This window comes from Ampullimonas aquatilis (genome assembly GCF_049675895.1).
GTDB lineage: Bacteria > Pseudomonadota > Gammaproteobacteria > Burkholderiales > Burkholderiaceae_D > Ampullimonas > Ampullimonas aquatilis.
The window spans coordinates 35,511-50,439 of the sequence record NZ_CP183835.1; the positions used below are offsets into that span (position 1 = coordinate 35,511).

General features: G+C 45.0%; 16 protein-coding genes. 14 read left to right on the plus strand and 2 right to left on the minus strand.

The genetic code is table 11. From position 1 onward, the window contains the following. The first annotated feature begins 6 nt into the window (after positions 1–6). The 12 genes from virB5 to ACMYR3_RS16990 all read left to right on the plus strand — a co-directional run bounded on the left by virB5 (position 7) and on the right by ACMYR3_RS16990 (position 11,661). Complete coding sequence (gene virB5, locus ACMYR3_RS16935) at positions 7–738, plus strand: P-type DNA transfer protein VirB5 (RefSeq protein ID WP_424196758.1); 732 nt, start codon at positions 7–9, stop codon at positions 736–738. 53 nt (positions 739–791) lie between these two features. Further along, positions 792–1,511: a virB8 family protein gene (locus ACMYR3_RS16940; RefSeq protein WP_424196760.1), complete on the plus strand. Its 720-nt coding sequence runs from the start codon at positions 792–794 to the stop codon at positions 1,509–1,511. Next, entirely contained in the window at positions 1,511–2,404 is an 894-nt protein-coding gene (locus ACMYR3_RS16945; protein WP_424196762.1) for a TrbG/VirB9 family P-type conjugative transfer protein, read from the plus strand. Before ACMYR3_RS16940 ends, ACMYR3_RS16945 begins: the two co-directional genes overlap by 1 nt. A 9-nt stretch (positions 2,405–2,413) precedes the next feature. Then, on the plus strand, positions 2,414–3,778 hold the full coding sequence (gene virB10, locus ACMYR3_RS16950; RefSeq protein WP_424196764.1) for a type IV secretion system protein VirB10: 1,365 nt from the start codon (positions 2,414–2,416) through the stop codon (positions 3,776–3,778). Between the two features lies 1 nt (position 3,779). Then, positions 3,780–4,874: a P-type DNA transfer ATPase VirB11 gene (gene virB11, locus ACMYR3_RS16955; protein ID WP_424196593.1), complete on the plus strand. Its 1,095-nt coding sequence runs from the start codon at positions 3,780–3,782 to the stop codon at positions 4,872–4,874. Beyond that, positions 4,871–6,967, plus strand: a complete 2,097-nt coding sequence (locus ACMYR3_RS16960; protein ID WP_424196595.1) for a type IV secretory system conjugative DNA transfer family protein — start codon at positions 4,871–4,873, stop codon at positions 6,965–6,967. The genes virB11 and ACMYR3_RS16960 overlap by 4 nt, the downstream gene beginning before the upstream one ends. Before the next feature lie 12 nt (positions 6,968–6,979). Beyond that, positions 6,980–7,798: an OmpA family protein gene (locus ACMYR3_RS16965; protein ID WP_424196597.1), complete on the plus strand. Its 819-nt coding sequence runs from the start codon at positions 6,980–6,982 to the stop codon at positions 7,796–7,798. A gap of 13 nt (positions 7,799–7,811) precedes the next feature. Then, complete coding sequence (locus ACMYR3_RS16970; RefSeq protein WP_424196599.1) at positions 7,812–9,164, plus strand: LPD7 domain-containing protein; 1,353 nt, start codon at positions 7,812–7,814, stop codon at positions 9,162–9,164. Between the two features lie 27 nt (positions 9,165–9,191). Next, on the plus strand, positions 9,192–10,418 hold the full coding sequence (locus tag ACMYR3_RS16975; protein WP_424196600.1) for a DUF1173 domain-containing protein: 1,227 nt from the start codon (positions 9,192–9,194) through the stop codon (positions 10,416–10,418). Positions 10,419–10,527: 109 nt separating this feature from the next. Beyond that, positions 10,528–10,908, plus strand: coding sequence for a hypothetical protein (locus ACMYR3_RS16980; protein WP_424196602.1), 381 nt, complete (start codon positions 10,528–10,530; stop codon positions 10,906–10,908). Positions 10,909–10,982: 74 nt separating this feature from the next. Continuing rightward, positions 10,983–11,216 carry a hypothetical protein gene (locus ACMYR3_RS16985; RefSeq protein WP_424196604.1) on the plus strand — a complete coding sequence of 78 codons (234 nt, stop codon included), beginning with the start codon at positions 10,983–10,985 and terminating at the stop codon, positions 11,214–11,216. Between the two features lie 37 nt (positions 11,217–11,253). Further along, positions 11,254–11,661 (plus strand): hypothetical protein, encoded by a 408-nt coding sequence (locus ACMYR3_RS16990; protein WP_424196606.1) that lies wholly within the window; start codon positions 11,254–11,256, stop codon positions 11,659–11,661. Positions 11,662–12,174: 513 nt separating this feature from the next. On the opposite strand, the gene ACMYR3_RS16995 is transcribed toward ACMYR3_RS16990, so the two are convergent. After that, positions 12,175–13,173 carry an Abi family protein gene (locus ACMYR3_RS16995; RefSeq protein WP_424196607.1) on the minus strand — a complete coding sequence of 333 codons (999 nt, stop codon included), beginning with the start codon at positions 13,171–13,173 and terminating at the stop codon, positions 12,175–12,177. A 145-nt stretch (positions 13,174–13,318) separates the two neighbouring features. Here ACMYR3_RS16995 and ACMYR3_RS17000 point away from each other — a divergent pair, with 145 nt between their 5' ends. Further along, entirely contained in the window at positions 13,319–13,744 is a 426-nt protein-coding gene (locus ACMYR3_RS17000; protein WP_424196609.1) for a helix-turn-helix domain-containing protein, read from the plus strand. A gap of 59 nt (positions 13,745–13,803) precedes the next feature. On the opposite strand, the gene ACMYR3_RS17005 is transcribed toward ACMYR3_RS17000, so the two are convergent. Then, complete coding sequence (locus ACMYR3_RS17005) at positions 13,804–14,427, minus strand: SOS response-associated peptidase (RefSeq protein WP_424196611.1); 624 nt, start codon at positions 14,425–14,427, stop codon at positions 13,804–13,806. Between the two features lie 56 nt (positions 14,428–14,483). Between ACMYR3_RS17005 and ACMYR3_RS17010 the strand changes: the two genes are divergently transcribed. Then, on the plus strand, positions 14,484–14,927 hold the full coding sequence (locus ACMYR3_RS17010) for a LexA family protein (protein WP_424196613.1): 444 nt from the start codon (positions 14,484–14,486) through the stop codon (positions 14,925–14,927). The last annotated feature ends 2 nt before the right edge of the window (positions 14,928–14,929 follow it).

Below are 14,929 nucleotides of genomic sequence, written 5' to 3' on the forward strand. Positions count from 1 at the left end.
GTGTGTATGTCTACATTCAAAAAAATCATTGTTACTTCATTCTTTGTACTCAGTTCTTATTACACCCCAGCCAATGCCCAAGTTGGGCCAGGTGTGCCAACATTTGATTATGCCAACTTACTGCAAGCAATAAATCAAGTGCAGGCATGGGGTCAGCAATATTCACAGATGTTTCAGCAAATCCAGACCGGACTTAATACCTACAACTCTATTTCTGGCGTCAGAAATCTTGGCGATATTTTGAACAACCCACTATTGCAAAATGTTGTACCGGCAGACTTAACCAATACCTATAACGCTATCGATCAAAATGGACTTGGTGGGTTAACTACAGCAGCGAAGGCTGTACGTAATCTAGTGATGCAATATAACTGCGAAGACAGACAAGGCGAAGATCAACGCACCTGTCAGTCCTTACTCAACCAGAATGCACAAAACAAATCCATTTTGCAAAATGCTTTCGACTTAATCAATACCAGAGTAAGCCAGATTCAGGCATTACAAGCCAGGATTAACACTACTACCGACGCCAAATCGATTCAGGAATTACAAGCCAGAATCGCATCCGAACAGACTCAAATTGCCAATGATGGCAATCGACTACAAGTCATGGCGTCAATGGCAGAAGCGCAAAGACAAGCCGTCGATCAAACCATTAGGGAACGGAGAATTAATTCGTTTAACGCCACAAAAAAATTATCTGATGGTTATGTATACAACCCGCCTATTGCTCCTTAAATATTATGACCCCTATTACACTTAACAACGAAACAAGCGCGTACAAAGAAGCCATGAATTGGGAATCTGATAAAGCGGCGAGAAGCATGAAATCTGAGCGCCGCGCTTGGTGGGTTGCTGGCATTGCATCAACACTCGCCATTGTGTCGGTGATTGGAATTGCCACGCTCGCACCTTTTCGTACTATCGTCCCGCATCTGTACATCATGGACAAAGCGACAGGCAATATTGAGCTAGTTAATGCACTGGACAACCGAAGTACTGTAGGCTATCAGGAACTCGAAGATAAGTATTGGGCAAAAAAATACATTACGTATCGCGAGTCGTATTACTACACATTACTACAGTCAGACTATGACAATGTTTTGGCATTGAGCACCCCCGAGATCGGCCAGGACTACGCCAAGCTCTATGATGGCAACAATGCAAGAGACAAGAAATATGGCGCCAACACAGAAATCAAGATCAACGTGATTAGCGTTTCATTGAATCACGACGATGTGAGTACTAAAGCCATTGTCCGTTTCGAAAAGACGATTAAACGCGCAAATATGGACAACACAGAACCGCCCAATGTTTATGTTGCCACTATTGCGTATAAGTATGAGCCTTCCATGTTTGGAAAAGAGAAAGACTTGATCATGAACCCACTTGGCTACAAAGTAGTCGGGTATCGAGTTGACTCTGAGCTTTCTCGTCCTACTGTTTCAGCCCAACAACCCACAAGCGGCGCTAATACAACTAGCACCGTGCCTGCCGTGGAAACTCGATAATGCGCCTAACCAATTCAACTATCACTAAAAAGCATGCCTACTTAGCATTTATGCTGAGTTGCCATATACACGGTCATGCCGCTGAAATACCAGAGCCTAGCGATCTCGATCCCCGAGTTCGGTACATTACCTATAAGCGTGATGAGGTTGCCGTCATCAAGGTACGACGCGGTTCAGTGACAAGAATTGTGCTCAAGGACGATGAAAAAATCGTTTTGTCTGCGTCAGGTTTTGCTGCTGATTGTGGTAAGGAAACTGTTGAATGGTGTATCAGGGCTGACGTTGATAGCAATCAAATATGGGTCAAGCCAAAGGATGGCGCGACAACTAACAATCTAGAAGTTAAAACAAATCAACGAGACTACAGCTTTGAATTTAATGTGCTGGATGATGCGCCAAATGGTCGCAAACCTGGAGAAAAGAACTTTGCAGGACAGCCTATGTTTCGGGTTATTTACCGTTTTCCGGCCGCAATACCAATTGCAAATAGCCTAATTGGTGTCAACCCGGTCACGAATGACAAAACCAGTGTTGATCAACGCATTTCTCTGGATAAACCAAAGCCACGCAACACAAAGTACTCGATGCAAGTACTCGAAGGTGGGGAAGAAATCACACCGGCTATGGTGTTTGATGATGGGACATTCACGTATTTCAGATTCCCCGCCAATCGTGAAATTCCTTCGATTTATTACATTTCCCCCAATGAAGAGGAAAACAGAATCAATTTCCACATGGAGGGTGATTTAGCAGTTGTAGAAAGAATGGGAAGGCGCTTTGTCTTAAGACTTGGAAAAGCTGTAGTAGGCATCTGGAACGATGATTTTGACAGTTATGGAGTCGAGCCAATACATGGCACGAATGTTCCTGGCGTGAACCGTACAGTCAAATAAGGCGAAAACATGGAAGCTAAAAATACAATTAACGAACACCCTGCGCCAGCGTTAAATTCAATTGTTTCAGTTAATACTCGTGGGGGCGAATCAACTAACTGGATGTCGAAAGCCATTTTTATTTTCATGGTAGTGGCAATCATCGTACTTGCTTCAATTTTTGGATTTAACAAATACCGGAAAGAAAAAAAAGCAGAAGAGAACAAGGTCGCAGAACAGCAAAAGAAAGAACAAAACCCATCTGCAAGTGCTACTGGCCGCAGAATCTTCGATACTGACCCACCCCCATTACCGCCAGGTAGTCAGTCATCTTCGCAAAACGGGACACAAATAGCACAAGGCGCGGACTGTACTGATGGGTCAGTTTCCTCCATATTATTATCCAATGATGGAAGCCCTGTTAAGGCTGCAAGTGGTGTCCCGATGAGGGTCTGTAAAGATGGACACATTATAAATCCGAACAATCCGGCTACAACAACGCCAACAACCTCCACTAATACGCAACCAACTATTAGCCGTTACTCAGGCGATGTCATTATTCCCGCAGCCAACACTGCAATGTTAGCGACAGGCGCCGCCACGTCTAACGGATACAACCCGATGGCGATGCTTGCCCAATCTTTGAGCGCCAATCAAATGAATGGCCGCGGCATGATGCCCACCGGCTTATACCAATCACCGTTGCCGCAGAATGCACAACCACCAGCCAGCATTCCTAATCCACAAGGCGCTATCGGGCCACTATTGCAAGGCAACCAAACGGAAAAAGTTTCAGCGACAAAACTGGGTGACAGGAACATGATCTTGCCGAAAGGCAGAACGATTGACTGTTCACTTTCTACCAGAGTCATCAGCGAAGTATCAGGCATGGCAACGTGTGTTTTAACCGCCAACGTCTACAGCGATAACGGCAAAATCCTGCTACTCGAAAGAGGATCAGAAGCGGTCGGAGACTACACGGCCATGATGAGCCCAGGCCAAAGGCGCTTATTCTTGTTATGGACACGCATTAAAACGCCCGCGGGCATCATTATCAACCTCAACTCACCCGCAGCAGACGGATTAGGCACAATGGGGTTGGACGGCTATTTAGATAATCGCTGGACAGAGCGTATCGGTGCGGCATTTCTATTAAGTTTTGTGCAGGATTTTATTAAGTACGAAACTGCAAAATCTTCTAATAATACTGGCAATGGTGGCGGCACCAATATCTACCAAAATAGCGCACAGACCGGCCAGAGCATCGCACAACAAGTGCTTGCCAACACTATCAATATCAAACCTACACTTTATAAAAACCAAGGCGACAGAGTAGAAATCTTTGTTGCTCGTGATTTAGATTTTTCAACTGTATATGCACTCAGAGCCGATTAACATGATGCAAGATGGCGCAATGGTGCGCGAACTCCTCCGCCCATTAGAAAAATTCTTCAACATCCCAGGCGTGACGGAGATCTGCATCAATCGCCCCGGCGAAGTCTGGACGGAGGCCGGACCAAGCTGGGAACGACACGATACGCCCGAACTCGACTTTAACCAATGCAATTCATTAGCAAAGGCTGTTGCGAGCCATACTGAACAAATATTGGATCAGGATCATCCAATATTATCGGCACAACTGCCAGGCGGTCAGCGAATTCAGATTTGCATACCTCCCATCACGGAGAGGGGAGTGATTAGCATGACAATCAGGATACCCGACCCGACTAACCGCACCCTCGATCAATATACCAAGTCAGGATTCTTTTCTCAATATCGATGGGCGTTACCCCAAAACTATGAAAGTAGAAAAAGTGAATTGCGCGAAGAAGATCAGGTACTAGTCGAAAACCTGAGAAGCGGCAGGTTTGAAGATTTCATCAAATTAGCTGTTGCACGTAAGAAAAATATCGCCGTTGTCGGTGATACCGGGTCAGGCAAAACCACGTTTATGAAAACGATATGCCAAGAGATTCCTACTGACAATCGAATCATCACGATTGAAGATGTTCGTGAAATTTATTTGCCTAGGCATGGGAATGTCAGTCATCTAACCTATTCGCAAGGCGGGCAGGGCGCTGAGTCGGTGACTCCGGCCAAGCTAATTATTAGTTGCATGAGGATGAAGCCTGATCGCGTTTTACTTGCCGAATTGCGGGGTAGTGAAGCTTTCGATTTTCTGAAATTATTAACAACTGGTCATAGCGGCGCAATCACATCCTATCATGCAGAATCCTGTGCGTTGGCTGCTGAACGATTTGTCTTTATGGCAAAAGAGCATGACCACGCACAAATTTATGACGCCGATTCTTTAAAAAGACTTATCAAGCTCACAATCGATGTAATTATTCACATCGAGGTTGTGAGAGTCTACGACGAAAAGGGCAATCCACTTAGAAAAGACCGATTCATCAGCGAAATCAGTTTTGATCCAGTGGGGAAATTAAAAGAGCAATTTGGAGAAGGCCGCGTCTACAAGGCAGGATCATGAAAGCAAAAAATATATTTGCGGTGTTTGGCATTCTTTTCGTAATTTCAGTCGGTCTGATACTGTCTGACTACTTGGCAGGGTACTTTTATTACTTTGTGAATAAAAGCTGGCCGGTGGATGTTAGCCTTGAAACATGGCCGAAGTATTACCACTTCTATTCGGATGATGTGATACAGGGCAAACGGTTAAAAATTGCCGCAGGACTAGGGCTTTTTAGCACTTTTGTTTTACCTTTTTTGATTTACCTTTCGACCATTCAAAAAGGGCGGTCGTTGCATGGGGATGCAAGCTTTGCCAACATCAGCCAAATCAAAAAAAGCGGATTAATGGGTGACGAAGGCATTATTGTTGGCAAGTACGATAATCAGTATTTGCAGTTCGCGGGTCAGCAATCAGTCTTATTGATCGCACCTACTCGGTCAGGAAAAGGCGTCAGCATTGTTATCCCCAATTTATTAAACTTTCCAGATTCGATCGTTTGTTTTGACATTAAATCTGAAAACTTCTTATACACATCTGGATTCCGAGCAAAACACGGCCAGCAGGTATTTTTGTTTAGTCCGTTTGATGATGAAGGCAAGGGGCATCGTTGGAACCCGTTCGATTTAGTAAGCCGTTCAATTACAAAACGATCTAGTGACATTGCCGCGATTGCCCAGGTGTTTTACCCGAATGGGGGAGGCAAAGATGATAAAGACGGTTTTTGGAATGATCAAGCCAGAAACTTATTCCTAGGACTTGCCTTGTACTTATTGGACACACCAGAAAAGCCCTTTACGCTGGGTGAAATACTGCGGCAGGGTACAGGTGATGGGCGTCCAGCGCGAGATTATATTCAGCACCTCATTAGAAGTCGATTAGATTCTGGTGAACCGTTAAGCGATGAGTGCCAGAGCGCCCTAAATCGTTTCTGTGCTGGCTCAGATAATACGATCGCCAATATCCAAGCTAGTTTTCTCGCACCATTGACGATTTTCGCTAATGTTTTAGTCGATGCCGCGACTTCGGCCAGCGACTTTGATATATCTCAGGTGCGCAAGCAGCGCATGACTATCTATGTTGGCATTCAGCCGAACCGCCTTGGCGATGCCAGGGTTCTAGTCAATCTATTCTTTTCACAGCTCATCAATCACAACCTCGAACTACCCCAAAAAAACAAAGACCTGAAATACCAATGCTTAACTATATTTGATGAATTCACCTCCATTGGCAGGCTTGCCATTATTCCTCAGACTATCGGGTTTACAGCGGGCTACAACATGCGCTTGTTGACTGTTTGCCAAAGCATTGCACAGTTAGAAGCCACCTACGGTAAAGAAGACACTCGAACACTCACTACCAACCATGCGCTACAGATTGTGTTCCCGCCTAAAGAACAAAAGGACGCGAACGAATACTCTGAAATGCTCGGCTATCTTACGGAAAAGGCCACATCACGCGGGATCAGTAGAACGCGAGGATGGGGGGGGAATGGCTCAACAAGTGAAAACGTGTCAGACCAAAGAAGGGCATTGATGCTACCGCAAGAACTGCGTGAAATGCCGCAGGATCAATCTATTTTGCTGCTGGAAAATACCAAACCAATTCTTTGCAATAAGGGCTTCTTTTATAAAAACAATGTCTTTATTAATCGGCTTCGCGGAGTCAGCCAGTACTTATCACAGTTGAGAACCACCGTACCAAATCAAAATGAATTGGAACACGCAGCCTTTGTAGAAAGCGACCTTTCTTCACCAGTCCCCGTTTATGACGTGGCCTTATTTACTGCAAAGGCAGAGAAAAGAATTAGGGTATTGAAAGACGATGAGGCGATTGACTTAAGCAAACTGGCAATTGACATACCCACTATTGCCCCCCTAGATAAGAGTGAGGCAAGCCATGAAGCCTTGACAGAGTTAGTCAATGACTTCTTTGAACAAATTGGCGTCGATGCCAATCAAGATACGTTCTCTTTTGAAATCAAAGATGAAATAGCTGCAACCCAAGATGATGGCGGGACAATCGAATGGTCAGGCAGCACAGCATTTCTACCGGCATCGTTACATCCATTAAATCCGAGTGCTATTGATCTCTCAGTCTTAGACGAAAACTAAAAAAGGTCGAATATGAAAAAAATGATATTAGTTAGTTTATTAGCAACGACCGTATTTAGCGGTTGTGGTTCAGCACCCAAAGCAGTTATTCCCGACGGTAGCAATCGAATTCCTATCAATCAGGAACGCGAACTAGATTCACTGCAAACCAGAAACAAGCAAGAAATTCAATTCGAGCGAGACAAAACCATTTATGAAAGACAGATTGAGGCTTTAACCCGTCAAGTTGAATCTGTTAAGCAAGCCTTAATCACGATGCAGATGAACTTAGAAAATAACTTTTATAGTCGTGATGGCAAGCGCAAAGCGGCGACGGCCATCCATGCGCAAGAAGTCCAAAAAATAGCCGACGAGAACTATGATAAAGCCTATCTATTGCAACAGCGCGGCAACGCCAAAATCATTCAGAGCGAGGCACCAAGAGCAGCACCAGGAATCATTAACACGCCACAAATAGCCAGTTTTGAGCAAACAGGCAATACATCAATTTTCCGTTTCTTCTACGGTACAGGCAAATCAGATTTACCACTTACACCAGAAAATCAGAACAAGCTCATCGCAATGGCAAAACTGGCGACAGCCATTCAGATCAATGCTTATACAGATAGCGCCACTGACGATAGAACTAACCAAAATATCGCTAAATTGCGAAGTGATAAGGCAGCGAAATACTTAATTAGTCAAGGAATCAACAAAGACATTATTAATGCCAACTCATTTTCTTCTGGCTATTTCATTGTTGATAACAGCCCAGCCATCGGAAAACTGCTGAATCGTCGCACCGAGATTACCTTGACATTTAATGCCAGCAATAGCACAGCAGCAATGTGAATAGGGGAACGACATGACAACAGAGAACTCAAGTAATAACGGCAACACCATCAAACCCGAAAGCAACACGCCGAACCAGGCCAGTACAGAAACCAATAGTGATACACGACTGAGCGAGCTTGAAGCAAAGCTGAGAGCTGCACAAATACCGGAAAAAGGCTGGCAAGACCGTGATGATATTTCAGGTGTCATGAGAGAGCTGGAACTACTTGCGGCCAAGAATTGGACTAAGGCTGCCGAGTTATGGGACAAGGTTGGTTCAAAAGATATTGATAAACCCGCCTTCATTGATGGTGATGATATTTCACAAAAGGTACAAGAGACGCAAGTGAACCAGATTCGCGCCGAACAAATCTCTGAACCCCCTATCCAAGATGAAAAGTCTGATAAAAAGAACTTTGATGAAGTAGATTTAAAAACACCGGCGCACATCCTTAAGCGTTTTCTGCAAGCTGAAGATAAGTATTATTTTCGCGGGCGCGAAAATAATCTAGCCTTTGAAGATAAAGGCTCTAAGCTCGCGTCGAACAATAATGACCCTGATGTTATCAAAGCAATGGTTGATCTGGCCGAGGCAAAAGGATGGACTACCATCAAGGTTAATGGATCGGAGGAATTCAAGCGCGAAGCTTGGTTGCAAGCCCAGTTAAGCGGTATTGAAGTCAAAGGATTCCGGCCTAAGAAAGTGGACATTGCAAAGCTTAATGATTTATTGCAAGAGAAAGACCTAACCCAGCAAAAATCCGAGCAATCGATTAAGACAAACAAACCCCGAGAAAAGCAACCAATTGACGAGCACTACAGCACGCTAACAACACGGCAAAAAGAAGTAATCGACACATTGCAAACCATCTTACGTGACCGAGGTGACTCAAACGAAGCGGTTCGTGAAGCCGCCGAAATAGCAGCACAGAAAATGCAAAACAATCGAGTCTATGTTGGCAAGTTAGTTGAGCACGGCATAGCACCCTACGACGACAAACCAGAAAATGGTGATAGCTATTTCATCAAAATCGCAACGGACTCAGGAGAGAAAAAGATTTGGGGCGTTGATCTCGAACGCTCATTATTTAAGAACCAAGTAAAGCCAGGAGAAGATGTTGTCCTATCCTATCAAGGACGGAGGGTTGTGCCACTTGTTAGCAAAGACGAGCATGGCGTAACTCAAAAGAGTGTTACTCGAAATACTTGGGATATTACTAAAGTCGATGAGCTACAAAAAGAAGTTGTCGAAAGAGCTAAAACCCAAGCTAAGAATGCCGAGAAAAGCCCGCTCATTAAAGTTTATGACCACGAAGCACGCAAAGCCAACGACATAGTGCGTGATGTCGAGCGCACGAGAAACAAGGGCTTAGAGCGAGCATGATTTGCTAATCACCGCGAAGAGATTATCTTGAGTCATTTAAAACATTCCGCCTATCGAATTGAACGAGACATACTCGATCAAAACACCCTCAGTGAACAAGAGTTTCAGAGCAAACTAATACATGCTTATACCAAGAAAATTCGTCCTGTCTGCCTGTGCATTGATACAGGCATCCCCATGTACATTGCCAAAGTATCAGGTAAATTGCATATTAAGCGAATGCCCAATACAGGCAGTCAACATCATAGTAATTGTCAGTCCTATGAGCCGCCAGCCGAACTGTCCGGTCTAGGACAGTTACTAGGTACGGCGATTCAAGAAGATGCGGAATCAGGGGCGATCACACTGAAACTTGACTATGCGTTGACGAAAGTAGCGGGCAGAGTTGCACCAGTTCCTTCCAGCGACGAGCCGGCAGACAGCGTGACTACTGACGGCAACAAAATGACGATACTTTCGACACTTAATTTTCTGTGGGAGGAAGCGCAATTCAATCGCTGGACACCGGCGATGAAAGATAAGCGGAACTGGTACGTTATCAGAAAATACTTAATTGAAGCCACACAGAACAAACATTCCAAGGGCACGGCACTTTCAAATATCATTTTTATACCCGAGACATTCAGGCTCGAAGAGAAGGACAATATCAGCCACAGGCGCAATGCGCTATTTACAAAAGTCATTGCACAAAAAGGCGGCGCACGTAGCCTGTTAATTGGTCTTGGCGATATTAAAGAAATTGGACAATCCCGTTATGGGTACAAAATAGTATTCAAGCAGCTTCCTGACTGCCCTTTTATGTTGAACGAAGACGTACACAAAAGGCTCAAGAAACGCTTTGAAAAAGAAATGGGACTATGGAATGCTTTGGACGACAGTAAGCTCATAGCCATTTTCACATTCAGCGTGAACGAAAACCTGATACCCAACATTGAGGAAATTGCACTGATGAATGTAACTGCTCAATGGATGCCCTTCGATAACATTTACGAAAAGCATTTGATTGACGCGATGACTAATCACAACCGCCGTTTTATAAAAGGCGCACGTTATAACCAGTCCAAATTAACCCCAATGGCTACCCTAGTAGCAACTGACACGGCCAATAGCAGCACGGCAATGTATATCATTCCACCTGGCAGCAGCGAAGCCTATCAAAGCTCACTCGATACGCTGATTAACGAAAGTGGGCTATCTAGCTGGGTTTGGCGAAGCGATCAAGACAAGATGCCAGCACTGCCTGAATTAGCATAAACATTATTTGAACAGAGTTACAAAATACTGTGTAAATACATAGTATCCTTGTAATACCAAATAGAACTTCAAGCGTTAATTAAAAATATTCAGACTGGCAGTGTACAAAATGAAAACAACCCGACTCCATTTAGTGGCGAGCAATGATCAAAGTGCGGCCTATGAAGTAAAAAACAAAGTGGGCTACAAGACTTACCGTAGCACTCGCAGCCTTCGAACTAAGTTCTTACATGTCAAGTACCAGGCGCTCAATGCCGTTGATGCAATTGCGTACTTGATCAAGCTTCCATTTGTGGCGATTGCTTGGGTAATAAGGTTTTTTCATGGCGCAAGTGTCAAAACGTTTAGAGGAACATTTTACGGAATTCATGTACTTATTGGAGCCGTGTTAGTTTTACCTTTCCTTTTAATCTTTGGCGCAGTATTCGCAGGCTTGATCTATGGATACGTCTTAAAGTTTTGGCACTTCTTCGGCCATATTATTCATTAACTACTGTCTAATTGGATCTGATTTCCACCCTTGAAATCGAATTCAATTAGCTACAGATATTTATTCTCCAATAAATGACAATATTCTTTCAAGCAATTGGCGTCTTTATACCCAAGCTGACTATTGATATCGAAGGTAATTGTTTTTCACTCACTGAGGCCGAAGCTAAGCGCCTTAAGAAAACACTTGAGCAAGGCATACTAAAACTCCAAAGAGAAAGACTCATCAATGCCATGTCCGAAGGCGATCAATTCTTTACTGGCAAGGTCACAGACCAAGCCACTATCGACGCAATGGAAATTGACTGAATACATCACCATAGTAAAGACAAGCAGGGAAAAGTACATGCAACAAAATTTCACCTCAGAGCTTGCCTTGCTCATGAAATTTACAGGCGACACAGCAACTGCAATTCGGATGTACAGCGCCTACACCGGTGGTAGCCCATCTAACTCTACTCACATACCCTATGATCGAGAACGAGAGGCACTAGATTTGATGTTTCTCGCAGACGCTTTACATCACTTCAGCACACTGGGACACGCCTTACAAGAGGCAAACCCGGCTCGTTTGGTACAGACATGCGACAGGCTGCTGCGCAGTTTCTCTCATTACGACACGGAGTATCCTGGGCTCGGCCGACGTCAACCCAAGCCGACTTTTGAACGCTGGCGGCAAACGATAGATTTGAATATGGCAAGAAAGGCCATAGCTGGCATCCGCGACAAGGCGCTTGTATTACCTAGAAACTAACACAATGAATATCGTCTTCAAGTTTGGATTTGTGCTTGGTAAAGTCTGATGACGAAGATTAACGTAAAGTTATGAGGGAATTCAAATATGAATTTGAAATAGCAGGAGAGGGACTGAATACGACGTTTTTAACATAAGATTAATTACGGCGTAGTGGAAATGGCAGATTAATGGATGTATAAACGGTCTAACTGTAGAGTGCCACGATTAATGAAAACTTTGCCAAGTTAATGAAAAAAAGTGATGCAGATCCGGTAAACATAATGAAAAAAGCACGAGCCAATGCAGCGTAAGCTGTATCGAATAAGACACCGGCATTTCCAGCCTCTAAGGGAGAAATCACCACGTTTTCTCCAAAATTATCTATCCGTTTTTTAGTCTTAGTCGTACGTTTGCAGACAACCACCGCTATTGACAACCTATACCCTATACTATAGAGTATTACTTAACACGGCCCCTCTCGGTAACTCTGCCTAGGCAGACAAGCTGCTGAGGGGTTTTTTCTTGCCTGTACTACCACCTAGCCTCCCAATCCTTGGGAGCGCCCATACCAGTAAGGTTAAGGTTAAGGTGAGATAGATCAGGGAAAGTCATGAGATGTGCTTTCAATCGATCGGACCAGCTTGAGCGAGGGTTGAGCACGCCAAGCAGATGCTTGGTAATATTCAAGAGTAAGAAGCAACGTGCTCGCGCGTGTGTATCGTCCTCAAACGGTTTGATCCACTCCATCTTGGCAGAAACTGAAGATGGCAGCTTCGGCTGGTCAATGATGTTTCGGTTCCAAAGACGGCTGTGGTGCGCGCATACATTACGCAGGTAGTTTAAGCTACGCAGCCATGTCGCGAACACTCGGCCATTGCTCACGCAGTATTGGTTGGCAATTTTATCTTGCTCTTTCTCTTGCATACCATTGAACAGGGTTGATAGCGTGCCAAAGTCCCACACTTCACAGGCTACCCAGATCGCCAACGGAAGGCCATACTTGGCACGGTTGTGTCGAACGAATTCTTCCTTGGAACGGCTGATCAATTGAGCGTGCTTTCCCAACCATTCGTGGTGTCGAGTGACACCCGAGTCCTTATCCAGTTTGGAGCCAAACTCTGTGTGGAACAGCTCAGGCTTAAGGTAGGCAAATGGATCAAGCCTCCCCAAGGAGTGGGACACATCCACACGCAATGCCACCTCGATGCGCTCTAACGCGTCCATCACCAGCAGACGAAGTTGCTTGTCGAACACATATAGATCCACCGCATTCTGGAAGGTGGCTCCTTCTTGGAAGGCATCTAACACGATGCGCCCTTCACGTACTTTTTTCGGCTTGTGGCTATGTTCATCCAGCAGGCATACCGGCTCACTACGTTCGCGGAACGCGTACCAGTAGCCGCTGAGGCGGTAGTAACCAATGCGCTCTAGATAATCCAGTGCACGTGCATGGTCGTCAACGACCATGCCCCGGCCGAGCAATTGATTCAGTTGATCTTCATAGCTTTTCCAAGGTTTGGTGTAGCTCATTGTAAAGATGCCTTTGCTAGTCAAAGTTGAGTCAGCTACCTGCTAATATGATGCACTTAATTCAATATATAAATATATATTGACAAGTAATTACTTGTAAAACAATTAATATTAAGCCGGATGGTAATCGATTGGGATGAAATTTATGGATAAAGCGGCCCAGGCAAAAGCACTTGGTGAGCGCTTGCGGTTAGAACGTAAACGACTGGGTTTTACACAAGATAGTTTGGCCGCGCGCGTTGGCATGCGGCAGCATACGATTTACCAATATGAGAATGGTTATACCTCGCCGAGTACTCTTTTCTTGTACACCTTACATGAGCTGGGATTTAATGTGCTGTTTATATTGTTGGGGCGGGAACATGTGCCAAAGCCGAGTGACTTTGCGCCGGACGTGTTGCGTTATGTGGCTGACGCCGTGGATCATATTGAGAAGCAATTATCCGATGGACCACTCTCGTCGGAGACAAAGTTACGCATGATGTTGATTTTGTTGGGGCAATATGTTGAACGTCCCAATACGACACCCCTCACTGACCTTCAGTCCTTGGAATTGTTGATTAGGAATTAATCAATCGAACCCCATTCCTAAGAATGAAGCAGCATAGTTAGCGCAAATTGATCCAAAATCTATTTGGGATCAGCTCGTGAAGTGAACTCTTGCGTTGGTAATTCCCGCATCAAATCGAACGCATTATCCGCAGTGGCGCTTAACCAGTCTTTTCTGCTAGATGGCGGGACAATGACTAAACTGCGTTTCTCGTCACCAGGCTTATGAAACTGGCCCATGATGGGATGACCATCAGCATTAATCGTCAACATCGAAAACGATTGCACCACCTCACCACTCGTTTTATCCGTCCATCGATCCCATATCCCCGCCACGCTGAACGGCTCATGGTCTTGCCGCTCAATCGCCCACCTGACCGCCTTACCGCTTGTCCAATTGGGTTCGTAAAACCGTTCCATGGGAATCAAACAAAACTGTCTGCGCTTCCAGGCTTGACGATAGCTGGGTTTCTCTGCCACGGTTTCAGATCGAGCGTTGTAAGTACGCTTTGCAAATGAACGATCTTTTGCCCAATGTGGGATCAACCCAAATACTGCCAGCTCGACTCTTGTTTGCGCTGACTCATCTAACACGATCATCGGTGCCTGATAGCCTGGATAGGCTTCTGATGGGTAATCGTCCAGCTCTACCCCTGTCGGGGCTTTGAGCCGTTCTTTTTTGATAGGCGTGAAATTAACGCACATTTGCCAATCTCGTGATGTGGATTATACTGTATATAAACACAGCAATTTATGCCATTATGGAACCTAGCATACCGACCCTCTACCAGACTCCAATCAGCATTAAAACGGCCATGCCCAGTGGTGTGCCGGTGGCGTTGGTGCGATTATCAGCAGGTTTTCCCTCGCCTGCCGCCGATTATTCTGAAGATCCGCTCGATCTTAACGAATATCTGATTGAACGCAAAGAGGCTACATTCATGTTCACAGTATCGGGCGATTCGATGCAACTTGCAGGTATATTGGATGGTGACAAAGTCGTGGTTGATCGCTCGATCACGCCGCAGCATGGGCAAATTGTTGTCGCCGTTTATAACGGTGAGTTTACGATTAAAAGATTGTTCATGCGCGGTGGCCGCGTCGAATTACGCCCAGACAATCCTAAGTATCGGCCCATTATTTTGCGAGATGGCAATGAATTGCAGGTGTGGGGAGTTGTCAGAGCGGTCGTAAGACGGTGTTAATC

Bases quoted from the DNA above. Each gene is read 5' to 3' on its own strand.
- ACMYR3_RS16980 (WP_424196602.1), top strand. From the start codon at position 10,528: ATGAAAACAACCCGACTCCATTTAGTGGCGAGCAATGATCAAAGTGCG.
- ACMYR3_RS17005 (WP_424196611.1), bottom strand. From the start codon at position 14,427: ATGTGCGTTAATTTCACGCCTATCAAAAAAGAACGGCTCAAAGCCCCG.
- ACMYR3_RS16985 (WP_424196604.1), top strand. From the start codon at position 10,983: ATGACAATATTCTTTCAAGCAATTGGCGTCTTTATACCCAAGCTGACT.
- ACMYR3_RS17000 (WP_424196609.1), top strand. From the start codon at position 13,319: ATGGATAAAGCGGCCCAGGCAAAAGCACTTGGTGAGCGCTTGCGGTTA.
- virB10 (WP_424196764.1), top strand. From the start codon at position 2,414: ATGGAAGCTAAAAATACAATTAACGAACACCCTGCGCCAGCGTTAAAT.
- ACMYR3_RS16960 (WP_424196595.1), top strand. From the start codon at position 4,871: ATGAAAGCAAAAAATATATTTGCGGTGTTTGGCATTCTTTTCGTAATT.
- ACMYR3_RS16990 (WP_424196606.1), top strand. From the start codon at position 11,254: ATGCAACAAAATTTCACCTCAGAGCTTGCCTTGCTCATGAAATTTACA.
- virB5 (WP_424196758.1), top strand. From the start codon at position 7: ATGTCTACATTCAAAAAAATCATTGTTACTTCATTCTTTGTACTCAGT.
- ACMYR3_RS16970 (WP_424196599.1), top strand. From the start codon at position 7,812: ATGACAACAGAGAACTCAAGTAATAACGGCAACACCATCAAACCCGAA.
- ACMYR3_RS16965 (WP_424196597.1), top strand. From the start codon at position 6,980: ATGAAAAAAATGATATTAGTTAGTTTATTAGCAACGACCGTATTTAGC.
- ACMYR3_RS16940 (WP_424196760.1), top strand. From the start codon at position 792: ATGAATTGGGAATCTGATAAAGCGGCGAGAAGCATGAAATCTGAGCGC.
- ACMYR3_RS16995 (WP_424196607.1), bottom strand. From the start codon at position 13,173: ATGAGCTACACCAAACCTTGGAAAAGCTATGAAGATCAACTGAATCAA.
- ACMYR3_RS17010 (WP_424196613.1), top strand. From the start codon at position 14,484: ATGGAACCTAGCATACCGACCCTCTACCAGACTCCAATCAGCATTAAA.
- ACMYR3_RS16945 (WP_424196762.1), top strand. From the start codon at position 1,511: ATGCGCCTAACCAATTCAACTATCACTAAAAAGCATGCCTACTTAGCA.
- virB11 (WP_424196593.1), top strand. From the start codon at position 3,780: ATGATGCAAGATGGCGCAATGGTGCGCGAACTCCTCCGCCCATTAGAA.